Annotated in this window: 22 protein-coding genes; 7 read left to right on the forward strand and 15 right to left on the reverse strand. The window is 70.8% G+C overall.

Going from position 1 to position 20,182, the window contains the following annotated elements; genetic code table 11:
* Positions 1 to 273: 273 nt before the first annotated feature.
* The 4 genes from AB0L65_RS08475 to sigE form a co-directional block, all read right to left on the reverse strand.
* The gene (locus tag AB0L65_RS08475; RefSeq protein ID WP_364242007.1) at positions 274 to 639 is read right to left on the reverse strand and encodes a sec-independent translocase; all 366 of its coding nucleotides are present in this window, start codon (positions 637 to 639) and stop codon (positions 274 to 276) included.
* Between the two features lie 382 nt (positions 640 to 1,021).
* Complete coding sequence (locus AB0L65_RS08480; RefSeq protein WP_364242010.1) at positions 1,022 to 2,758, reverse strand: trypsin-like peptidase domain-containing protein; 1,737 nt, start codon at positions 2,756 to 2,758, stop codon at positions 1,022 to 1,024.
* Positions 2,759 to 2,937: 179 nt separating this feature from the next.
* Positions 2,938 to 3,462: an anti-sigma factor gene (locus AB0L65_RS08485; RefSeq protein ID WP_357733431.1), complete on the reverse strand. Its 525-nt coding sequence runs from the start codon at positions 3,460 to 3,462 to the stop codon at positions 2,938 to 2,940.
* Positions 3,462 to 4,094, reverse strand: a complete 633-nt coding sequence (gene sigE, locus AB0L65_RS08490) for an RNA polymerase sigma factor SigE (protein WP_350725491.1) — start codon at positions 4,092 to 4,094, stop codon at positions 3,462 to 3,464. The genes AB0L65_RS08485 and sigE overlap by 1 nt, the downstream gene beginning before the upstream one ends.
* Positions 4,095 to 4,266: 172 nt before the next feature.
* On the opposite strand from sigE, the gene AB0L65_RS08495 reads away from it, so the two are divergent.
* A complete protein-coding gene (locus AB0L65_RS08495; protein WP_350725493.1) occupies positions 4,267 to 4,905 on the forward strand; it encodes an O-methyltransferase in 639 nt (212 codons plus the stop codon).
* A 100-nt stretch (positions 4,906 to 5,005) separates the two neighbouring features.
* Here AB0L65_RS08495 and AB0L65_RS08500 read toward each other — a convergent pair whose 3' ends face one another.
* Positions 5,006 to 6,409 carry a leucyl aminopeptidase gene (locus AB0L65_RS08500; RefSeq protein ID WP_364242014.1) on the reverse strand — a complete coding sequence of 468 codons (1,404 nt, stop codon included), beginning with the start codon at positions 6,407 to 6,409 and terminating at the stop codon, positions 5,006 to 5,008.
* Between the two features lie 78 nt (positions 6,410 to 6,487).
* The gene (locus AB0L65_RS08505) at positions 6,488 to 6,655 is read right to left on the reverse strand and encodes a DUF3117 domain-containing protein (protein WP_020545024.1); all 168 of its coding nucleotides are present in this window, start codon (positions 6,653 to 6,655) and stop codon (positions 6,488 to 6,490) included.
* Between the two features lie 160 nt (positions 6,656 to 6,815).
* Here AB0L65_RS08505 and AB0L65_RS08510 point away from each other — a divergent pair, with 160 nt between their 5' ends.
* From AB0L65_RS08510 to AB0L65_RS08520, 3 genes are read left to right on the forward strand one after another with little or no spacing between them, the layout of a single operon-like run.
* The gene (locus AB0L65_RS08510; RefSeq protein ID WP_355197185.1) at positions 6,816 to 7,613 is read left to right on the forward strand and encodes a PaaX family transcriptional regulator C-terminal domain-containing protein; all 798 of its coding nucleotides are present in this window, start codon (positions 6,816 to 6,818) and stop codon (positions 7,611 to 7,613) included.
* Positions 7,610 to 8,386 carry an enoyl-CoA hydratase-related protein gene (locus AB0L65_RS08515; RefSeq protein WP_364242017.1) on the forward strand — a complete coding sequence of 259 codons (777 nt, stop codon included), beginning with the start codon at positions 7,610 to 7,612 and terminating at the stop codon, positions 8,384 to 8,386. The genes AB0L65_RS08510 and AB0L65_RS08515 overlap by 4 nt, the downstream gene beginning before the upstream one ends.
* The gene (locus tag AB0L65_RS08520; RefSeq protein WP_364242020.1) at positions 8,383 to 10,671 is read left to right on the forward strand and encodes a polysaccharide lyase 8 family protein; all 2,289 of its coding nucleotides are present in this window, start codon (positions 8,383 to 8,385) and stop codon (positions 10,669 to 10,671) included. The genes AB0L65_RS08515 and AB0L65_RS08520 overlap by 4 nt, the downstream gene beginning before the upstream one ends.
* On the opposite strand, the gene AB0L65_RS08525 is transcribed toward AB0L65_RS08520, so the two are convergent.
* The 6 genes from AB0L65_RS08525 to AB0L65_RS08550 form a co-directional block, all read right to left on the reverse strand.
* Positions 10,631 to 11,152 carry a DNA-3-methyladenine glycosylase I gene (locus AB0L65_RS08525; RefSeq protein ID WP_364242814.1) on the reverse strand — a complete coding sequence of 174 codons (522 nt, stop codon included), beginning with the start codon at positions 11,150 to 11,152 and terminating at the stop codon, positions 10,631 to 10,633. The two genes, AB0L65_RS08520 and AB0L65_RS08525, sit on opposite strands and share 41 nt — an antisense overlap.
* Before the next feature lie 29 nt (positions 11,153 to 11,181).
* Positions 11,182 to 11,946: a hypothetical protein gene (locus AB0L65_RS08530; RefSeq protein WP_364242023.1), complete on the reverse strand. Its 765-nt coding sequence runs from the start codon at positions 11,944 to 11,946 to the stop codon at positions 11,182 to 11,184.
* A gap of 82 nt (positions 11,947 to 12,028) precedes the next feature.
* Entirely contained in the window at positions 12,029 to 12,613 is a 585-nt protein-coding gene (locus tag AB0L65_RS08535; RefSeq protein WP_350725504.1) for a TIGR00730 family Rossman fold protein, read from the reverse strand.
* Positions 12,614 to 12,624: 11 nt separating this feature from the next.
* The gene (locus AB0L65_RS08540; RefSeq protein WP_364242026.1) at positions 12,625 to 13,422 is read right to left on the reverse strand and encodes a TIGR00730 family Rossman fold protein; all 798 of its coding nucleotides are present in this window, start codon (positions 13,420 to 13,422) and stop codon (positions 12,625 to 12,627) included.
* A gap of 201 nt (positions 13,423 to 13,623) precedes the next feature.
* Positions 13,624 to 14,679, reverse strand: a complete 1,056-nt coding sequence (gene dapE / locus AB0L65_RS08545; protein WP_364242029.1) for a succinyl-diaminopimelate desuccinylase — start codon at positions 14,677 to 14,679, stop codon at positions 13,624 to 13,626.
* Entirely contained in the window at positions 14,679 to 15,512 is an 834-nt protein-coding gene (locus tag AB0L65_RS08550; protein WP_319709156.1) for a 2,3,4,5-tetrahydropyridine-2,6-dicarboxylate N-succinyltransferase, read from the reverse strand. The genes dapE and AB0L65_RS08550 overlap by 1 nt, the downstream gene beginning before the upstream one ends.
* 38 nt (positions 15,513 to 15,550) lie before the next feature.
* Between AB0L65_RS08550 and AB0L65_RS08555 the strand changes: the two genes are divergently transcribed.
* On the forward strand, positions 15,551 to 16,372 hold the full coding sequence (locus AB0L65_RS08555; RefSeq protein WP_364242032.1) for a hypothetical protein: 822 nt from the start codon (positions 15,551 to 15,553) through the stop codon (positions 16,370 to 16,372).
* A gap of 6 nt (positions 16,373 to 16,378) precedes the next feature.
* Here AB0L65_RS08555 and AB0L65_RS08560 read toward each other — a convergent pair whose 3' ends face one another.
* The 3 genes from AB0L65_RS08560 to fdxA form a co-directional block, all read right to left on the reverse strand.
* Entirely contained in the window at positions 16,379 to 17,035 is a 657-nt protein-coding gene (locus AB0L65_RS08560; RefSeq protein ID WP_364242035.1) for a DUF4178 domain-containing protein, read from the reverse strand.
* Positions 17,036 to 17,126: 91 nt separating this feature from the next.
* On the reverse strand, positions 17,127 to 18,197 hold the full coding sequence (gene dapC / locus AB0L65_RS08565) for a succinyldiaminopimelate transaminase (RefSeq protein ID WP_350725514.1): 1,071 nt from the start codon (positions 18,195 to 18,197) through the stop codon (positions 17,127 to 17,129).
* Between the two features lie 208 nt (positions 18,198 to 18,405).
* Positions 18,406 to 18,732, reverse strand: a complete 327-nt coding sequence (gene fdxA / locus AB0L65_RS08570) for a ferredoxin (RefSeq protein ID WP_080047500.1) — start codon at positions 18,730 to 18,732, stop codon at positions 18,406 to 18,408.
* Positions 18,733 to 18,837: 105 nt separating this feature from the next.
* On the opposite strand from fdxA, the gene AB0L65_RS08575 reads away from it, so the two are divergent.
* Together AB0L65_RS08575 and AB0L65_RS08580 are read left to right on the forward strand one after the other, a co-directional pair.
* Complete coding sequence (locus tag AB0L65_RS08575; protein WP_364242039.1) at positions 18,838 to 19,068, forward strand: hypothetical protein; 231 nt, start codon at positions 18,838 to 18,840, stop codon at positions 19,066 to 19,068.
* A gap of 17 nt (positions 19,069 to 19,085) precedes the next feature.
* The gene (locus AB0L65_RS08580) at positions 19,086 to 20,156 is read left to right on the forward strand and encodes an ABC transporter substrate-binding protein (protein ID WP_364242042.1); all 1,071 of its coding nucleotides are present in this window, start codon (positions 19,086 to 19,088) and stop codon (positions 20,154 to 20,156) included.
* The last annotated feature ends 26 nt before the right edge of the window (positions 20,157 to 20,182 follow it).

Below are 20,182 nucleotides of genomic sequence, written 5' to 3' on the forward strand. Positions count from 1 at the left end.
GTGGGCGCCACCCGCCGACCCGGGTGACCGGCCTTCCAGGGGAACGCTCACCGGCTTCCCCGGCGCGCCGCCGCAACGGCCAGGCGTCACCGGCCGGGTGGTCAACAGCGTTGACCAGGCGCGCCCGAACGGGCGTGGAGGACCCTCAGAGGGCCATATGAGCGCTTGTGGGCGACGCTGGCCCCAGGGGACGGGCGACGGGTTGTTTGAGCCCCCGTGCGCCGTCCGGGACGCGGCACACCATATGGACGGCGACGAGCCTTCCCCGGCCCGTCAGGTCGCCTCTGAGTCGTAAGGGGGAATCTCCCCGTAGCCGAGCTCGTCCACCGGCTCGGGCGAGTACGGAGCCGTCGTGGCGGGCTCCAGCTCCCGAGGCTTGTTGTCGTTCCAGTCGTCCTCGAGGTCGTCGAGCAAGTGCTTGCGGACGAAGTTCCTCGGGTTGAGGTCGGCGGGGTCGAAATTGGCGAACTCCGGGCCCAGCCCGGAACGCAGGTCGTCACGCGCGTTGTTCGCCATCCGGCGCAGGTTGCGCAGCGTCTTGCCTGCCTGAGATGCGGCCTGAGGCAGCTTGTCGGGACCGAAGACGAGCAGCGCGATGACGATCAGCGCTCCGATCTCCATCCACCCGAGTCCGAACACCGTGAGCTCCTACCGCAGTCCAATCACTCCGAGGACAACCCCGGCCTATCCACAGACTAAGGGCTCCCGGGGGTAGGTCGGTCGTCCCCCCTCGGTCATATCACCGACATTCCTCACATGCACCCCTTCGGCCCTGGTCAACGCGTCTGCCACCCAGCCGGTCGCACCGTCCGTTACGGCGGCGCGGCCGGGAAGCCGGTAAGCGTCTCCCTGGAGGGCCGGTCACCCGGGTCGGCGGGTGGTGCCTGCCGTGCGCAGCCGTAAAAACTCGAAGGACGGACACCACAGACGGCGCGGATGATGTTCACCGTGCGTAGCCGCAAAAGCCGAAGGACGGACACCAAACCACCCGAGCTGCCGCCGCCAAGGACGGCCGGGCGGATCAGGACGGCGTCGGGGTGGGCTCGTCGTCGGCGACCACGGTGAGGGTGGCGGTGCGTTCTTGGCCGGCGCGCTGGTACTTGATGGTGATCTTGGCGCCCGGCGCCTTGCTGCGGATCAGGGCGATCAGCTCGTTCCCGTCCTGCAGGGTCAGCCCGTCGATCTCCAGGATGACGTCGCCCGCCTTCAGTCCGGCCTTATCCGCCGGCCCGTTGACGTCCACCGGCTGGCGGCCGCCGCTGGGGGACGACGCGATCTTCACGCCCTGGCCCTTGTAGTCCTTGTCCAGGACGACGCCGATCCTGGGCCGCTTGGCCTTGCCGGTGGTGATCAGCTCTTCGGCCACGCGCCGTGTCTGGTTGACGGGGATCGCGAAGCCCAGGCCGATGCTGCCGCTCTGGCTGTTCACCGAGCGGCCGAGGGTGGCGATGGCCGAGTTCACGCCGACGACCTCGCCCTTGCCGTTCACCAGCGGGCCGCCCGAGTTGCCCGGGTTGATGGCGGCGTCCGTCTGGATGGCGCTGATGTAGGCGGGCTCCTCCGTGCCGGAGCCCGTCTCGTCGCCCGCGATGACCGGGCGGTTGAGCGAGCTGACGATGCCCGTGGTCACCGTGCCCGTGAGGCCCAGCGGGGAGCCGATCGCGATGACCGGGTCGCCCACCACGACCTGGTCGGAGTTGCCGAGGGTGATCTCCGGCGTCCCGAACGTGTCCTCGGGCTTGATCACGGCCAGGTCCGAGCCGGGGTCGCGGCCCACGATCTTGCCCGGAGTGGTCTTGCGGTTGTTGAACATGATCCGGATCTCGCCGCCCTTGGCGGCCAGCGCGACGACGTGGTTGTTGGTCACCACGTAGCCGTTCTTGATCAGGAAGCCGGACCCGGTCGCGCCCTCGGTGGTGGTGCCGGCCTCGATCGAGACCACGCTGGGCAGCACCCGCGCGGCCACACCCGCCACCGATCCGGGCTCCCGGTTGGCGGCGCCGCCGGTCGGCAGGGGGCCGAGGCTGTAGCCGGGGTCGTTGCCGTCACTCGGCTTGGTGAGCAGATAGGTGCCGACGCTGCCGAGCAGCGAGGCCACCAGGGCGATGGCCACGGCGGTCGAGACGAGCAGGACCGTGCTCGGCCCGCGCCTGCCCCCCGAGGAGCCCGCCTCCGAGCCGGGAGGCGGCGGCGCCCAGCCCGCGCCCATGGGAAGCGCCTGACGGGGCGGTGGCGGCGGCGTGTTGCCGCCGGTGGGACCGGACGGGGACGGGCCGCCGAACAGCGGGCTCTCGTAGGCACGCGTCCCGTTGTCCGGCCCGCCGCCATACGTCGGACCGCTCCCATAGGACGGACCGCTGCCGTAGGACGGAGCGCTCCCATACGAAGGGCCGCTCCCGTAGGAGGGGCCGGTGCTCTCGCAGGAAGGGCTTCCGAACGAGGAGCCGCTGTCGTAGGAGGCGCTGAACGACGGGCCGCTGCCCTCGTGACTGTAAGAGGGGCTCTCGTAGGAGCTCGGGGAGCCGAACGAGGGGCTGGTGAACGTGGGAGCGCCGGAGGACGGGCCACCGTACGGGGGGACACCCGAAGAGGGGCGACCCGACGGGTCGCCCCAGGAGGTGCCGAACGAGGCGGGCGGCTCTGGCAACCGGCCGGCCTGGTCAGGCGAGTCGTCCGCGGGCAGGAAGTCCGGCCGCCCCTGTGGTTCGGGGTAGTCCGACGGCGTGCGTCCTTCGGTGGGGCGCGTCTCGTCGGTCATCTAAGTCTCACCACTCCTTGGCTCGGCCACCGCAATCCTCGCTCTTGCGGCATACGAGGGTCATAAAGCATTTGTCAGGAATCGCTTGTGACAAATCCCGAACCCAGATCGTATGCCCAGCGCGCTGCCAAGTACGCCAAGTCCAAGTCTCCCAGGCATCACCGGAGGTCAACCCCAGGTCAAGGAGTGGCTGTCGAAGGCGCGCCCGCCGGCGAGGTGCGCGGCTGCTGGAACAGCTCCACCGGCGGCGCCGGGTTGTTCTGTCCGACGCCGGTGGCCGCGAAGAAGGTGCCGAGCGCGACGGCCGCGGAGACCACCCCTACGGCCACGTAGGCCGAACGCCGCCTACCGCCGCGACCAGGGCCCGAGGCCCCACCAGTGGCGTCCCTCCGCGGGCGGTTGTCCAGCGGAGCGATGGTGTGCGGCCCAGGGATGGGCACCCCGCCGAAGGTGCGGGACGGAAAAGGGCGCTCCCTCGGCGGCAGCGGGCCGCCCGGCTCCGCCATCCGGAGCAGGGACATCGTCAGATCGGCCGGCATCGCCGGCCCCTCCAGGGAGCGCAGGCGCGACTTCAGCGCCCGTACCGACTCGACCTCTTGCCGACAGTCGGCACAGAAGGTCAGATGAGCCAGCGCGCGCTCGCGCTCGGTGTGGTTGAGCTCGCCGTCCACGAGCGCGGACACGCGTTCTCCAAGATGAGCCATCAGAATTCCTCCCCACGGATCACGGTCGGGGGGAGTTGAGAATTACGGGGGGCTCGATGATCGAGTGCCTCCCGCAACTGCGCCCGGCCACGGTGAATACGGCTTCGGACCGTACCCAGCTTGACGCCGAGCGTGGCCGCGATCTCCTCGTAAGAAAGGCCCTCGATGTCACACAGCACGATCGCGGCCCGGAACTCGGGAGCGAGCGCGTCGAGGGCGGCCTGGATGTCGGGCTCCAGGTGGGCGTCGTCGAACGCCTGCGCCGGGGACGGCTCACGGCCGCGCAGCCGCTCGGCGGCGTCGTCGGCCAGCCCCTCGAACCTGATGCGCTGCTTGCGCCGCGCCATGTCGAGGAACAGGTTCGTCGTGATCCGGTGCAGCCACCCCTCGAACGTGCCAGGGGTGTAGCTCGACAGCGACCTGAAGACGCGGACGAAGACCTCCTGGGTGAGGTCTTCCGCGTCGTGGACATTGCCGGTCAGCCGGTATGCCAGCCGATACACGCGTGCGGAGTGAGTCCGCACCACTTCCTCCCATGTGGGAGGTGTCCAATCAGACGACACGGGAGCATCCGCCTGGTGGTCGCTTTCGTCCACCAGAACTCCTCTCTTTGGGACCACCGCTACCGCCATAGTGCCTGGTTTCGTCCCTTCGTGCGCACTGCCTGCCTTCCGGACCGGCAAAGCCCGTTTAAACCTGCAACGCCTTAGGTCCCTCCTGAGTTCCCGTCCTGGCGTGTCTCCCCTAGGCTGCGATCGGTGCCAATCACGTGGACCAATCGCACGAAAGCGGGGGAGGCGGCCGATGACCAACCCGGTGGAGGCCACTCTGGCCTATGCGGAGCAGTTCCATCAGGAAGATGAGCTCCTGCACACGGCGCGACAGCGCGGGCTGGAGATGGGGGCCACACCCATCCTTCCCGGCGGCGGGGCGGCACTGTGCTTCCTCGCCACCGCCGTCAACGCCAAGTCCGTCGTCGAGATCGGCACGGGCTGCGGCGTCTCGGGGCTGTGGCTGCTGCGCGGCATGCGTACGGACGGGACGCTCACGAGCGTGGACGTCGAGCCCGAGCACCAGCGGCTGGCCAGACAGGCGTTCGCGGAGGCGGGCTTCTCCGGCGGGCGGGTGCGCCTCATCTCGGGCCGGGCGCTCGACGTGCTGCCGCGGCTGTCGGACGGCGGCTACGACATGGTGTTCGCCGACGGCGCGAGGCAGGAGTACGCCGACTACCTCGCCGAGGCGGTCCGGCTGCTGCGCGTGGGCGGCATCGTGGCCTTCGGCAACATGCTGTGGCACAACCGGGTGGCCGACCCCGCGCAACGCGACACCGACACGGTGGCGCTGCGCGAGGTGGGCAAGCTGGTGCAGTCGGACGACCGTCTGCGCTCGGTGCTCATGCCGCTGGGCGACGGCCTGCTGGCCGCCATCAAGATCGCCGACTAGCCGCCGGCGGGTCGGCTGGCCGCAGGCGAGCCACTCCGGCGGAGCGCCGCCCGCGCGAGCCGGCCGGCCCCGGTGGGCCGCCCGGCCGCGAGTGAATCGGCTAGGCGCGGGTGAGCCACTCCAGCAGGAGGCGGACGCCGAATCCCGTGGCGCCCTTGGTCAGGGTCCCCTCGTCCACCGTGCTGCGCCCGACGCCGGCGATGTCGAGGTGCGCCCACGGCCGCCGCCCCGCGAACTCCCGCAGGAACAGCGCCGCCGTGATCGACCCGGCCCCGAACCTGGACCCGGCCTCGACGTTGGCCAGGTCGGCGATCGACGACTCCAGCGCGGGCGTGTAGTCCTCGATCAGCGGCATCCGCCACAGCCGGTCGTCGCTCACCTGCCCGGCGTCCAGGAGCCGCTTGGCCAGCACGTCGTCGGAGGCGTAGACGGCGCCGACGTTGCGGCCGAGCGCCACCGTGATCGCCCCGGTGAGGGTGGCGATGTCCACGACCTCGTCGGGGTCGAGGACGGCGTCGGCGTAGGCGAGGGCGTCGGCCAGCACCAGCCGGCCCTCGGCGTCGGTGTTGAGCACCTCGACCGTGCGCCCGCCGTAATGCTTGATCACGTCGCTGGGCCGCTGCGCCGTGCCCGAGGGCATGTTCTCGGCGGAGGCGATCAGCCCGGTGACCCGTACGGGAGCGCCCAGCTCGGCCAGCGCGCCGAGCACGGCGATCACCACCGCGCCGCCCGCCATGTCGGTCTTCTGGGTCTTCATGTTCTCGTTGGGCTTGAGCGACAGCCCGCCCGAGTCGAACGTGATCCCCTTGCCCACCAGCACCACGTGCCGGTCGGTGGGCTCGGCGGGGGTGTAGGAGAGCTGGATGAGGCGGGGCGGGCTGGCCGAGCCCCTGCCGACCGCGAGGATGCCGCCGAACCCGTCGGCCTGCAGCTGCTCCTCGTCCCAGATCCGCGCGGGCACCCCGACCTCGGCGGCCCGCTCGGCCAGCCACGCGGGGTTCTTGACGGAGGAAGGCGTGTTGGCCAGGTCGCGGGCGAGCGCCACCGCCTGCGCCACGACCTGCGCGCGCCGCACCTGCGCCGCGTCCGCGCCCGCGAAGGCCAGCGCCCGCACCGGTTTCTTGCCCCCGTTGCCGATCTTGAACGAGTACGCCGCGAGCAGCGCCGCCTCGGCGAACGCCGCCACGTCGCCGTCGGGCGCGACCACGGTCAGCGTGTCCCTGCCCTTGGCTCTGCGGGCGAGCGCGGCGCCGGCCTTGCGCAGGGCACGCGGCGAGCCGTCGCCCACTCCGTAGAGCAGGACGCGGCCGACACCGCCGCCCCTGGCCACGGGAACCTCGACGATCTCCCCCGCCTCCCCCTTGGCCTCGTAGTGGGCCAGCAGGTCGGACACCGGCAGGTGCAGCTCGACCTCGGGGCTGAGGGTGGAGTCAAAGGGAACGGCCAGCAGCTCGGCTCCGTCGGGAACCTGGGCGACCACCGACGCAGTGGTCTCGATGGGCACGGATACTCTCCTCGAACGTCAGCGACCCTGGCGCCGGATTACGCCAGGGTCGTGGAAAAGGTGGTCTTTCGGGAGCTCTCAGCCGACGACGTTCTTCAACGCCTCGCCGAGCGCCTTCGCCTCGTCGGCGGAAATCTCCACGACGAGCCGGCCGCCACCCTCCAGGGGGACCCGCATGACAATGCCGCGCCCTTCCTTGGTGACCTCGAGCGGACCATCGCCGGTCCGCGGCTTCATCGCCGCCATGCGTGCATCCCTTCCTGCCTTGGGCTCCCGCGGCCCGCGATTTCCGACCGCCCGTGAGGGGTGGTCGGCGCATTCACGTCTTCTGTGATGTCCTATTCTCCCGCATCGAGAGCGCTCATGGGTAACGATCTCCTCCCAGAATGCGTTGTCGAGCCGTGCGATGGCGTCCAAACTGGACTTCGTGCACGCTCGCGCCGCTCTGTTCGATCTCTATGGAGACCACCTGCGCTCGCGCGGTGGACAGGCGTCCGTCGCCTCGCTCGTAAGGCTCATGAAACCCCTGGAAATAGCCCCTCCCGCCGTCCGCACCGCTGTGTCACGAATGGTGCGCCAAGGGTGGCTGCGGCCGGTGAAACTCCCGCAGGGAGCCGGCTACGGGCTGACCCCGAAATGCGGCCGGCGCCTGGACGAGGCCGCGCTCAGAATTTACCGAGCCGGGACGCTGACCTGGCACGGCCGGTGGCACGTGATCGTCTTCGCGCCGGTGAAGGAGCGGCCGCGCAGGGAGCGGCTCAGGGCGGACCTGGCCTTCCTCGGGTACGCGTCCTTGTCCGAGACGACGTGGATCGGTCCACGATCCTCGATCGAGCTGGACAACCTGCTCGACGGCGAGGGGGTGCGGGCCGACCGGTTCGACTCGGCGCTGGAGGGTGACCCGCGGGAGCTGGTGGCCAGGGCGTGGGATCTGACCGCCATCGGCGAGGCGTACGAGCACTGGCTCGCCGAGGCTGTCACGCTGATCAGCACGCTGCCCGAGAGAGCACCGGCTGACCAGGTGTTCGCCACCAGGAGCAGGCTCGTGCACGGCTGGCGCAACTTCCTGTTCCGCGACCCGGGCCTGCCGCCGGAGCTGCTGCCCGCGGGCTGGCCGGGCGAGAAGGCCAGGGCGTACTTCGAGCAGGAGGCCGCCCGGCTGCTGCCCGCAGCCGCCGCGTTCGTCGAGAGGGAGTTACTTTGATCCGCTATGACGTGGCCGACACGGTCGCCACCATCACGCTCGACCGCCCCGACGCCATGAACTCGCTGACCGCCGAGACCAAGGACACGCTCCTCGACGCGCTGCGCCGCGCGGCGGGCGACGCGGCGATCAGGGCCGTGCTGCTGACCGGCTCGGGCCGGGCCTTCTGCGCGGGCCAGGATCTGCGCGAGCACGCCGGCAACCTGGAGGCGGGCCGCGGCCTGGCCGACACGGTCCGCGTCCACTACAACCCGATCGTGGAGCTGATCACCACCATGGCCAAGCCGGTGGTGGCCGCGGTCAACGGCGTCGCCGCGGGCGCGGGCGCGTCCCTGGCCTTCGCCTGCGACCTGCGGGTGGCCTCGGAGAAGGCGAAGTTCGCGCTGGCGTTCGCCGGCATCGGCCTGGCGCCCGACTCGGGCACCTCCTGGACGCTGCAGCGCCTGGTCGGCCAGGGCCGCGCGGCCGAGCTGCTGCTGCTCGGCGAGCCGCTCGACGCGGCCCGCGCGCTGGAGCTGGGCCTGGTCACGCGCGTGGTGCCCGCCGACGACGTCCTGAAGACCGCCCACGAGCTGGCCGTACGCCTCGCGCAGGGCCCGACCCTCGCCTACGCCGCCACCAAGCGGGCGCTGGCCTACGCCGCGACCCACTCGCTGCCCGACTCGCTCGCCATGGAGGCCGACCTCCAGGACGAATGCGCCGCCACCCTGGATCACCTGAACGCCACCCGCGCCTTCCTCGCCAAGGAACGCCCGACGTTCCGCGCCGAGTGACGTCCGCACCGGACCCGGCCGCACCGAATCCGGTCGCGCAGGAGGCCGCCGCCGGAGGCGGGCCCGCGTTCGACGTTCTCCGCGCGGGCGCGCTCGGCCTGCTCACCGGCGGCGGGATCGACGTCTCCGATCCGGTCTACGCCGGGCCGCTGGCCAGGCTGAGCGAGGCCGCAGGCGGCCTGCTGGCCGCGATGGCGCCCGGAACGCTCTGGCCGGACCTGCCGCCGGCCGGCGACCCCGGCAACGTCACGGGCAGCTACGGACGCCTTCGGCGGATCGCCACGGCCTGGGCCACGCCCGGCACCGCGCAGCACGGCGACGACGCCGTCGCGGCCCGGGTGGTGGAGGCGCTCGACGTGCTCCACGAGCGCCACTACAACGAGCGGCTCCCCGAGACGGGCAACTGGTGGTTCTGGGAGATCGGCACGCCCGCCCACCTGAGCAGGTTGTGCGTGCTGCTCGGCGACCGGCTCGACGCGGCCAGGCTCGACGCCTACCTGACGGCCGTGGACCGGTTCTGCCCGGACGCCGACCGCCGGGCCGGCAACCCGCAGGCGGGCGAGAGCGGCGCCAACCGGGCCGACAAGGCCTCCATCCTCGCCTTCCGCGGCATCGCGGGACGCAGCGCGGACAAGCTGGCGCTGGCCCGCGACGGCCTGTCGGACGTGCGCGACGGCGGGCTCAGGAGCGTGTTCCGCCACGTCGAGTCCGGCGACGGCTTCTACCGCGACGGGTCGTTCATCCAGCACGAGTGCGTCGCGTACACCGGCTCCTACGGCCTGTCGCTCATCATCGCGGTCGCCGAGGCGCTCGCGCTCCTGAACGGTTCGCCGTGGCAGGTCCGCGATCCGGGCCTGCCCGTGGTCCTGGACGCGGTCGAGCGGTCGTACGCGCCGTTCGTCCACGACGGGCTGCTGATGGACACGGTCAGGGGGCGGGCGGCCACGCGGCAGGCGTTCTCCGACGCCGTGGCCGGCCATGGCCTGATCGGCGCCGTCCTGCTGCTGGCCAGGAGCGCGCCCGACCCGTACGCCGGCCGCTTCCGAGAGCTGGCCAAGGGGTGGATCGAGCGCGGCAAGGCCCGCCCCTACCTGGAGCACGCGGACGTGCCGGAGACCCGGCGGGCGGTCGCGGTGCTGCGCGACGTGAACGTCGAGGCCGCGCCCGGACCCGTCGGGCACTTCGTGTTCCCCTCGATGGACCGGATCGTGCACCGGCGGCCCACCTGGTCGTTCGCGCTCAGCCTCTCGTCGCGCCGGATCGCCGCGTACGAGGCGATCAACGGCGAGAACCTGCACGGCTGGTACACCGGCGACGGCATGACCTACCTCTACACGAGCGACCTGGGCCAGTTCGGCGAGGGCTTCTGGCCGACGGTGGACCCGTACCGGCTGCCCGGGACCACCGTCGACGACCGCGAGCGCGCGGACCTCTCCTTCCGCGCTCACTGCCCGCCCGGCGCGTGGGCCGGCGGCGCGGTGCTCGACGGCCGGTACGGGGCCGCCGTGATGGAGCTGACGAGCGAGGGCGCGAGCCTGCGGGCGCGCAAGTCGTGGTTCTTCCTCGACGCGGCCGTGGTGGCGCTCGGCAGCGGCATCACCGGCTCGGACGGGCGCGGGGTGGTGACCGTGGTGGAGAACCGGGCCACGGACGCGCGGCCACACGTCGGCGACGGCTGGGCGCACTTGCCCGGAGTCGCGGGCTACGTGCTGGACGGCGCTCAGTGCGCCGTGGAGACGCGTACGGGCAGGTGGCGCGACATCAACGCGGGCGACGACACGGGCGGCGCGGTCGAGCCCGTCACGCGGCGTTACGCGAGCCTCTGGATCGACCACGGCGTCAACCCCGTGAACGCCTCCTACACGTACACGGTGCTGCCGGGCGCGACGCGCGAGCGGACCCGCAGGTACCGCGGGCGGCGTCCCGTGCGGGTGGCCGCCAACACCGCCGAGCTGCAGGCCGTTGGGGCGCGGGGGCTGCTCGCGGCCGTGTTCTGGACGGCCGGGACCGTCGGGGAGATCGCGGTGGACGCGCCGTGCGTGGTGATCGTGCGGCGCGCCGGCGGGCGGGTGGCCGTGGCGGTGGCCGACCCGAGCCGGACGGTGGACGTCGTGACGATCACGTTCGGCCACCGACTGGGCGGGCTCATCAGGGCCAACGACACCGTCACGGCGCGGGCCGGGGAGACGACCGCCGTGACCGTCGAGCTCGGCGGGTCACTCGGCGCGACCCACACCTTCGAGCTCAGCGCGAACGGGCCACGCAGCCCTCGATGTGATCGTTGACCAGGCCGATGGCCTGCATCAACGCGTAGGCCGTGGTCGGGCCGACGAACCTGAAGCCGTGCTTCTTCAGCTCCTTGGCCAGCGCCTTGGAGCCGGGCGTGGTGGCGGGCACGTCGGCCATGCTCTTCGGCACGGGGGCCTCCGGGTCGGCGTAGCGCCACACCAGGTCCGACAGGCCCTCGGAAAGGTCCGTCGCGGCCCTGGCGTTGCCGACCACGGCCTCGATCTTGGCCCGGTTGCGCACGATGCCCTCGTCGCCGAGCAGGCGCTCCACGTCCTGCTCGGTGTACGCGGCCACCTTGGCGATCGAGAACCGGTCGAAGGCCGCTCGGAAGTTCTCCCGCTTGCGCAGGATCGTCAGCCACGACAGGCCCGACTGGAACGCCTCCAGGGCCACACGCTCGAAGACCGCGTCGTCACCCGTGAGCGGGCGGCCCCACTCGTCGTCGTGATAGGCGATGTAGGCGGCGTTGCCCGCCATGCCCGTCCAGGAGCACCGGATCAGCTCGGTCACGGGCGCCCGTCCCCGTCCTTGGCCGGCGGCGCGGCCTGCGTGGTCTCCGCGCCGTCCTTGGACTCGTCCACCGGCTCGGAAACCGGGTCGTCCTCCTCGACGAGCTTCTCGTCCGGCTTCTCATCGACGGAGGGCTCCACAACGGCGGCGGCCTCCTCGGCCGCTGCGGTCTCGGCCGCTGTGCTTTCGGCCGCTGGGGCCTCGCCGTCGGGAGACTCCGCCTCGGCCTGCTCGTCCGGAGCGGTCTCCAAGGCCGGCTCGCCGTCGCCCGGCGGGATCCGCCACTCCGGGTCCTCCGGCGCCCGCCGCAGGTCCGGCGTGCCGTCCCAGGACACCGTGGCGCCGCTCACCTCCACGGGATCGCCGGACTCCGGCAGCTCGCGCGCCACCGCCGGGGCTTCTGGAGCGTGGTCGGTACGCAGCCCCGCCCCGGGCGCGGCGTAGATCTCCTGGCGCGCGTGCAACCGGCTCGACAGCAGCTCGGAGACCCGCTGCTCCAGCACCGCGATCCGCGTGTCACGCGCGCTGATCGCGTTGGCGGCCCTGCGCAGGGTCTCGTCGACGCTCGCCGTGTGATAGCCGACCAGATTGACCGGAAGTTGGAGCGCCATGAAGTCGACCGCCGTCAACTGTCCGGGCTCGGGCAGGTCGAGAGGCGGCACATCCGGCGGGAACTCGGTCAGCTCACCGCCCCTACCGAGGGAGACCAAGACCACACACGCCAAGATGGCGATGGCGGCGATGGCGAGAATGACCAGCACATTGGCATCGTACTCACACCATCGGGGCATGAGGTCCCGCACTTGCCGCAGTCCGTGCGTCTCCGGGCGGTGAGCGCGCCGGTCAGCCGACCGCCTCGCCGAGTTCGGCGACGCTGGGCCGGACCGGTTGCGGACGCGCCTCCAGGTGGGCGAACGCCTCCTCCACCGTGGAGGTCCACGAGATCGCGTCGAAGACGTCGGGCCGGGTGAAGCCCTCGTCGTACAGGTGGTTCATCAGCTGCTTGAGCGGGTCGTACAGACCCCAGGGGTCGAGGATCACCAGGGGGCGGTCGTGGATGCCGAGCACCCGCGCGGTCCAGATCTCGAAGAGCTCCTCCAGCGTGCCGATGCCGCCGGGCAGCACGAGGAACGCGTCGGAGCGGGCGTCCATGATCCCCTTGCGCTCGCGCATGTCGGTGGTGACGATGAGCTCGTCCGACTCCTCGTCCGCCACCTCGACGTCCACCAGCACCTGCGGGATCACGCCGATCGTGCGGCCGCCGCCCGCGCGGACGGCCGAGCCGACCGCGCCCATGCAGGAGACCGTGGCGCCGCCGCTCACCAGGGTGTGACCCCGCTTGGCGAGCTCGGCGCCCACGTGTCCGGCCAGATCGATGTACTTCTTGTCGATGTTCAGGCTGGAGGCGCAGTAGACGCAGATATTCACATCCAGGAAGCCTACTGGGGCTCGGCGTACTGGGCCGCGGCGGCTTCCAGCTCCTCTTCGCGCTGCCTGGAGCGGGCCAGGTCGGCGTCCACGATGATGCGCACGGCCTCGTCCACGTCGTCGGTGAGGGTGATCAGGTCGAGGTCCTGGGCGGCGATCTTGCCGGTGCCGAGCAGCGTGCTCTTGATCCAGTCGAGCAGCCCGCCCCAGAACTCCGATCCCATCAGGACCACGGGGAAGGAGGTGACCTTGTGGGTCTGCACCAGCGTCAGCGCCTCGAACAGCTCGTCCAGCGTGCCGAAACCGCCGGGCAGGGCGATGAAGCCGCACGAGTACTTGACGAACATCGTCTTGCGCACGAAGAAGTAGCGGAACTCGATGCCGAGGTCGACATAGTCGTTCATGCTCTGCTCGAACGGGAGCTCGATGCCGAGCCCGACCGACATCGCCCCGTCCACCTCGCTCGCGCCCCGGTTGGCGGCCTCCATGACGCCCGGGCCGCCGCCCGTGATGACCGCGTAGCCCGCCTCGGCCAGCGCCTGGCCGAGCGCGCGGCCCTGCCGGTAGTCGGGCGCCCCGTCCGCGGTGCGCGCCGAGCCGAAGACCGTGACCGCCGGCGGCAGCTCGGCGAGCTGGCCGAAGCCCTCCACGAACTCTGCCTGGATCCGCAGCACCCGCCACGGGTCCATGTGGACCCAGTCAGAGGACCCCTGGCGGGCGAGCAGGCGCTGGTCGTGCGTGGAGCTGGGCACCAGGCGGCCGCGTACGACCGCCTGGCCCTGACGGCGTTCAGGACGTGACTGTTCCATGCTGGTCACGCTAGCCCTCTTCGGGCGAGATGGGCGTCCTGAGCGCGAACACCGCAGGTCAGGCCGGTGAACCCAGCCTCTAAAAAATCTTGAAAAAACCAGGGAACCGGATTTCGACCCCCCTGCGTCTAACTGCACGAGGGTGCTGCTCGGGACTGAAAGTGGTCTTCCCCGCCAAATGGCCGGCGAGGAAGGCCACTTTCATATTGTGAGCCAGTTGAGCATGGCCCGCTCGCTCTCGACGATCTTCGACAGCGACACGTACTCGCCCTGCTGGTGCGCCAGGTTCGGATCCCCTGGACCGTAGTTCACGGCGGGCACCCCCAGCGCGGAGAAGCGGGCGACGTCCGTCCAGCCCAGCTTGGCGCGCGGCGTGCCGCCGACGGCCGCGGTGAAGGCAGCCGCCACCGGGTGTGTCAGCCCCGGCCTGGCCCCGGGCGCGGCGTCGACGAAGCTCACCTCGAACCCGTCGAAGACCTCGCGTACGTGCTCCTGCGCCTGCTCGATCGTCAGATCGGGAGCGAACCGGTAGTTGACGGACACCACGCACAGGTCGGGGATGACGTTGCCCGCGACCCCGCCCCGGACGCCGACCGCGTTCAGGCCCTCGTGGTATTCGAGGCCGTCGACCACCGGCAGCCGCGCCTCGTACGCGTTCAGCCTGGCCAGGACCGGCTCGATCCCGTGAATGGCGTTGACCCCGAACCACGACCTGGCGCTGTGGGCCCGCTTGCCCCTGACGGTGACCTCGGCGCGCAGCGTGCCCTGGCAGCCGCCCTCGATCGTCCCGTCGGTCGGCTCCATGAGCACCGCGAAGTCGGCCGCCAGCCAGTCGGGGTGGTCCCTGGCCACGCGGTTGAGGCCGTTGCGCTCCGCCTCGACCTCCTCGCAGTCGTAGAAGACGTACGTGACGTCCTTGTTGGGTGCGGGGACGGTGGCCGCCAGCTTGAGCGCGACCGCCACGCCGGCCTTCATGTCGGACGTGCCGCACCCGTAGAGGAGGTCGCCCTCCACCCGGCTGGGCAGGTTGCCGGCGATGGGGACGGTGTCGAGGTGCCCGGCGATCAGCACCCGTTCGGACCGGCCCAGCTCGGTGCGGGCCACGACCGTCTCGCCCGACCTGTCGACCTTGAGGTGCGGCAGCGCGGACAGCGCCCGCTCGACCGCGTCGGCCAGCGCCCGCTCGTCGCCGCTCACCGACTCGATGTCCACGATCGCCGCGGTCAGCGCGCGTACGTCCTGCGTGAGATCAAGCATCAGGTGTTCACTCCGTGTTCGCGCAGCACGTCGTTGAGCGCCGCCTTGTCGTGTCGCTGCCCCGGCTCCAGGCGCTTGAGCACCAGCACGCACGGCAGGCCGAACGTGCCGCCGGGGAACTCCTTCTGCCGGGTGCCGCCGACGGCCACGCACCACGCGGGGACGTGGCCGCGGGCCAGCTCCTCGCCGGTCTGCACGTCGATCACCGGGATCGAGCCGGACAGGATCGTGCCGGCGCCGACGACCGCGCCCTCGCCGACCCGGGCGCCCTCGACGATCATCGAGCGGCTGCCGATCAGCGCGCCGTCCCCGACGACGACCGGCACGGCGTTGGGCGGCTCCAGCACGCCGCCGATGCCCGCCCCGCCCGACAGGTGGACGTTCTTCCCGATCTGCGCGCACGAGCCGACGGTGGCCCAGGTGTCCACCATGGTCCCCTCGTCCACGTACGCGCCGATGTTCGTGAACGACGGCATCAGCACCACCCCGGGCGCCAGGTACGAGCCCCAGCGGGCGATCGCGCCGGGCACCACGCGCACGCCGTCGAGCGAGCTCTTGAGCGGGACCCGGTCGTGGTGCTGGAAGTCGCCCACCTGCGAGCGCGCCATGCCGAGCACCTTGAAGCTGAGCAGGATGGCCCGTTTGGCGCGTTCGTCCACGACCACCTCGCCACCCTCCAGGCGCGCGGCCCTGGCCTCGCCCCTGTCGAGCAGGTCGACGGCGCCGACGATCAGCCGGCGCGCCTCGGCGTCGGCCGGCGACAGCTCCGCCCGGCGCTCCCACAACTCGTCCACCACCGGGGAAATCGGTGAGGTGGTGCTCACGTCACTCATGGCCACGGAGCTTATCCGCCACGGGTAGGTTCTTCAGGGTGCGCCTGCGCTTCTCCCGTGGAGTCATCACCATCGCGATCATCGTCGTCGTGCTCGCCGTGGGCATCTCCGTGGGGCTCTTCCACCTGCTGAAGAGGACCAAGCCGCTGGCGGTGGCGCCGGAGCCCGGCTGCACCGTGCGCACCCCGCTCGGCAAGCGCGAGCTCGACTTCGAGCAGGCCGAGATCTCCGCCACCATCGCGGCCGTCGCGGCCCGCCGACGGCTGCCCGAGCGGGCCGTCGTGATCGCGTTCGCCACGGCGCTGCAGGAATCCAAGGTCTACAACCTCGACTACGGCGACCGTGACTCGGTGGGCGTGTTCCAGCAGCGGGAGTCGCAGGGCTGGGGCACCAAGAAGCAGCTCATGGACCCCGTCTACGCCACGAACAAGTTCTTCGCCGCGCTGGAGAAGGTCAAGAACTACCGCAAGATCCCGGTGGCCGAAGCGGCCCAGGAGGTGCAGCGCTCGGCGGGCGGCTACGCGTACGCGCAGCACGAGCCGGAGGCCAAACTGCTGGCAGCCGCCTTCACCGGGCGTGTCCCGCGCGCCGTCCACTGCTGGTATCCGCCGGGCAAGAAGACCCCGGCGCCACAGCCCCGCACCACCGAGGCCCGCAAGCAGCTGGCCAGGGCGCTCGGCAGCACGGCCGTCACCTCGGAGCGGCGCGGCTGGCTGATCTCCGCCTGGCTGGTGTCCTACTCGCAGAAGTACGCGCTGCGCCAGGTCGGGTACGCGGGGGCGACGTGGAAGAACGACGTCAAGCTCGAGAACTGGCAGACCGGCGGCAAGGCCGGCACCACCCAGGTCGAGCTCTCCTGAGCAGGGTCAGGAGGCGCGGCGGACGATGGTGATGGAGCCCGGCGGCAGGGGCTGGGCGTAACTGGCCGTCCACGACTGCCCCTGGATGCGTTCGAACGACAGCAGCCGCCCGTCCGAGGCGCGATAGTCCGCGAAGTCCAGCAGGCCCCGGTCAGGATGGCCGGTGTCGCCCTCGCTCCGGAACGCCGCCGTGCCCCGCTCGATCGGGGAGAACTCCACGCCCTCCATCACCAGAGTGCTCTTGGCCGGGACCATCCCCTGCGTGGGCACGTCCGTCCAGAGCTGAACCTCCAGATGGGGCGTATCACCCTCGTGCGCCGCGACGGAGAGCCACTGGAAGCGGCGGGCGCTGTCCCGCAGGAGATATTCGACCCACTGCTGCCCCTGCCAGGACACGAACATCGCGCCGAGCACCCGGCGGGGAGATCCATGCACCTCGATCCGGTCGCCGACCCGGATCGTGCGAGGGTCGGTGTAGTCGGTGCCGGCATGCCCGGGCGCGCTCACCGGCGCCGGCAGCGGGGTCTCGATGGGGGCGACCTCGACCGGTGGCGCGCTCGTACGGCCCTTCCTGTCCTGCCGCATGGTGGCCAGAAAAGCCCCAAGCAACAGAAGGACGGTGGCGATGCTCAGCCCGAGTACGACCATGGAGGTCATGCTCATCGATCAGCTCGCTCCACTCGCGGTCTGCCTCGGCAAAAGCCCTTATCAATTTATGCGGGTCAGCCGGATTGCCCGGCTATGACGGGCGATCCTACTGGAGGCGGCGCACCGCCGCACCGATCCGCTCATCAGTCGCGGTAACCGCGATGCGGATGTGCCGCTCACCTGCCGATCCGTAGAACTCGCCGGGCGCGACCAAAATGCCGATTTCGGAAAGCTTCCCGACCTGATCCCAGGCGCTCTGCCCGTTCGACGCCCAGAAGTAGAGCCCGGCCGTCGAATGGTCGATGTGCCACCCCGCCCGCTCCAGCGCGGGCCGCAGCAGGGCGCGGCGGGCGGCGTACCGCTCGCGCTGCAGGTCGGCGTGCTCGTCGTCGCCGAACGCGACCGTCATGGCGGCCTGTACGGGCTGGGGCATGATCATGCCGGCGTGCTTGCGCGTCTCCAGCAGTCGCTTGACCAGGACGGGATCTCCCGTCACGAACCCGGCGCGGTAGCCGGCCAGGTTGGAGCGCTTGGAGAGCGAGTGGACCGCGAGCAGCCCCTCGTGGGAGCCGCCGCAGACGTCGGGGTGGAGGATCGAGATCGGCTCCTCTTCCCAGCCGAGCTCGATGTAGCACTCGTCGGAGGCCACGACGGCGCCGCGCTCACGGGCCCAGGAGACCACCTTGCGCAGGTGTTCGGCGGGCAGCACCCGGCCCGTGGGGTTGCCCGGGGAGTTGACCCAGATGAGGTCGACGCGCTCGGGGCCGAGCGCGAGCGTGCTGTCGGAGGCCGTGCCCACCGCTCCGGCCAGCCGGGCGCCCACGTCGTAGGTGGGGTAGGCCAGCTCGGGGAAGACCACCCGCCCGGCGCCCAGGTAGGTGGGCAGCCAGGCGACGAACTCCTTGGAGCCGATCAGCGGGAGCACGTCCTGCTGGTCGACGGAGACGCCGTGCCTGCGCCGCAGCCACCCGGCCGCCGCCTCGCGCAACGCCTTGGTGCCGTGCGTGAAGGGGTAGCCGGGGCTGTCGGCCGCCTGCGCGAGAGCGTCCTGGACGATCTGCGGCACGGGATCGACGGGCGTGCCGATCGAGAGATCGACGATGCCGTCGGGATGTGCGAGCGCGCGCTCCTTGTACGGCTCCAGCCGGTCCCAGGGGAAGTCGGGCAACTTGTTCACGGTTCTCCAGGGTTGTGCGTGTTCATGGCCTCACTTCGTGAGGCGACTCGGTCGCTGGGGAGCCGTCGCCTTCCCTCGTCGCTCTGGTCGCTACGCTCCCGCCGCTCCTCAGTCCAGGCGACGGCGCTCCCTCGCCCGTACTCAAAAAGCGCACGCCGACGGGGCGCATCCGGCCAGGATGCCCCCGTACCCGGCGTGACAGGATCGGCTAGTGGTCCTCACCCTGCGGCGGCAGGGCAGCCACCACCGGGTGGTCCTTGTCGATCTTCCCGACCTTCGAGGCGCCACCGGGCGAGCCGAGGTCCTCGAAGAAGTCCACGTTCGCCTTGTAGAAGTCCTTCCACTGCTCGGGAAGGTCATCCTCATAGAAAATCGCCTCGACGGGGCATACAGGCTCACACGCGCCGCAGTCCACGCACTCGTCGGGGTGGATGTAAAGCATGCGCTCGCCCTCGTAGATGCAATCGACGGGGCACTCCTCGATGCACGCCTTGTCCAGGACGTCCACGCAAGGCTGCGCGATGACGTAGGTCACCTCGAGCTCCTTCTTCTCCGCACCATGGCATGTCTCTGACCGCGGTTTGCTACGCCCTAGTATTGCCGTGCTTGCCAGCTGGCCGAAACGGAGGGTGGCAAAGTCGTGGCCGCACGTCTCATCATCGCGATCACAAATCAGGATATAGGCGCACGCATCACCACCCGTAGGCGCGTTCCCGGGGGATTTCGAGATGCGGTGGGCATCCTCGTGTCGTGGGAGGACGGACTACTCAAAGTTCGCAAACGAGACGGCACTGTGGTGGAGATCCCGGAGGAGACGCTGGTGGCCGCCAAGGTCGTTCCGGCCGCGCCTCCTCGACCTGAACGAATGTAACGGTAAGTATTCGTTGTGTGACCGTACGTACCTGCGCCGCCGCAGCAGCCATCCTCGCCAGCGCCGGATGCGGCGCGTCGTCCACCCACTCCACCTCTTCCCAGCCCAAGAACCTGCCGCCGATCAACGTCCAGGCGAGCTCCATGAAGGCCGGCTTCGCCACCATGGACCGGCTGGTCGAGGCCGCCAAGCGTGAGGGCCAGCTCAACGTGATCGCGCTGCCCCACGACTGGGTCAACTACGGCGAGATCATCGAGACCTTCGCCGACAAGTACGGGCTCAAGGTCAACGAACTGGAGCCGACCGCCGGCAGCAAGCGCGAGCTCGACGCCGCCGCGCAGCTCAAGCCCGACGTCTTCGACCTGACCCTGGACGTGGCCGTCTCCGGGGCCGACCGGTTCGCCCCGTACAAGGTGCAGGGCTGGCAGGACCTGCCCGACGACGTCAAGGACCCGTCCGGCGCCTGGTACGCCGCCTACGGCGGCTTCATGTCCATCGGGTACGACCCGCGCGAGGTCAAGCCCCCGGCCTCCTTCGCCGACCTGCTCAATCCCGGCTACCGGGTCGCGCTCGACGGCGACCCGCTGCGCTCGGACGGGGCGTTCGACGGCGTGATGGCCGCCTCCATGCGCTCGGGCGTGCCGCAGCCGTCGCAGGGGGTGGCGCTGTTCGCCAAGCTCAAGCAGGCCGGGCGGCTCACCGACCTGGCCAAGGCCAACACGGTCATCGCCTGGGACCACCTGAACGCGGCCCGCAGCGCCGCCCACTCCGACGCGTGGAAGGTCACGATCCCCAAGGACGCGCCGCTCGGCGGCTTCCACATGCAGGCCATCAGCAAGGCGGCCCCGCATCCGGCCGCGGCCCGCCTCTGGCAGGAGTTCCTGTTCTCGAACGAGGGCCAGAACCTCTTCCAGAAGGGTTTCGCCCGCCCGGCGCGCAGTGAGGCGATGCTCATGAAGGGCACGCTCGACACCGAGCAGGCCGCGAAACTGCCCAAGGCTCCGGGCCCGCCGGTCCTCATGACAATCCCGCAGGCAGACGCGGCGAAGGCGTATCTCAGCCGGGAATGGACGAAGAGCGTCGGATGAGTCCGATGTGACTTGATATGTCGTAG

The organism is Nonomuraea sp. NPDC052116, assembly GCF_040680035.1.
GTDB classification, from domain to species: domain Bacteria; phylum Actinomycetota; class Actinomycetes; order Streptosporangiales; family Streptosporangiaceae; genus Nonomuraea; species Nonomuraea angiospora_A.

What these genes read in the sequence shown, in the direction of transcription:
- AB0L65_RS08480 (WP_364242010.1), bottom strand. Translation starts at nt 2,758, where the DNA reads ATGACCGACGAGACGCGCCCCACCGAAGGACGCACGCCGTCGGACTAC.
- AB0L65_RS08540 (WP_364242026.1), bottom strand. Translation starts at nt 13,422, where the DNA reads ATGGAACAGTCACGTCCTGAACGCCGTCAGGGCCAGGCGGTCGTACGC.
- sigE (WP_350725491.1), bottom strand. Translation starts at nt 4,094, where the DNA reads ATGGCGGTAGCGGTGGTCCCAAAGAGAGGAGTTCTGGTGGACGAAAGC.
- dapE (WP_364242029.1), bottom strand. Translation starts at nt 14,679, where the DNA reads ATGCTTGATCTCACGCAGGACGTACGCGCGCTGACCGCGGCGATCGTG.
- AB0L65_RS08485 (WP_357733431.1), bottom strand. Translation starts at nt 3,462, where the DNA reads ATGGCTCATCTTGGAGAACGCGTGTCCGCGCTCGTGGACGGCGAGCTC.
- AB0L65_RS08525 (WP_364242814.1), bottom strand. Translation starts at nt 11,152, where the DNA reads ATGGCGGGCAACGCCGCCTACATCGCCTATCACGACGACGAGTGGGGC.
- AB0L65_RS08505 (WP_020545024.1), bottom strand. Translation starts at nt 6,655, where the DNA reads ATGGCGGCGATGAAGCCGCGGACCGGCGATGGTCCGCTCGAGGTCACC.
- AB0L65_RS08550 (WP_319709156.1), bottom strand. Translation starts at nt 15,512, where the DNA reads ATGAGTGACGTGAGCACCACCTCACCGATTTCCCCGGTGGTGGACGAG.
- AB0L65_RS08510 (WP_355197185.1), top strand. Translation starts at nt 6,816, where the DNA reads ATGGCGTCCAAACTGGACTTCGTGCACGCTCGCGCCGCTCTGTTCGAT.
- AB0L65_RS08560 (WP_364242035.1), bottom strand. Translation starts at nt 17,035, where the DNA reads ATGAGCATGACCTCCATGGTCGTACTCGGGCTGAGCATCGCCACCGTC.
- AB0L65_RS08495 (WP_350725493.1), top strand. Translation starts at nt 4,267, where the DNA reads ATGACCAACCCGGTGGAGGCCACTCTGGCCTATGCGGAGCAGTTCCAT.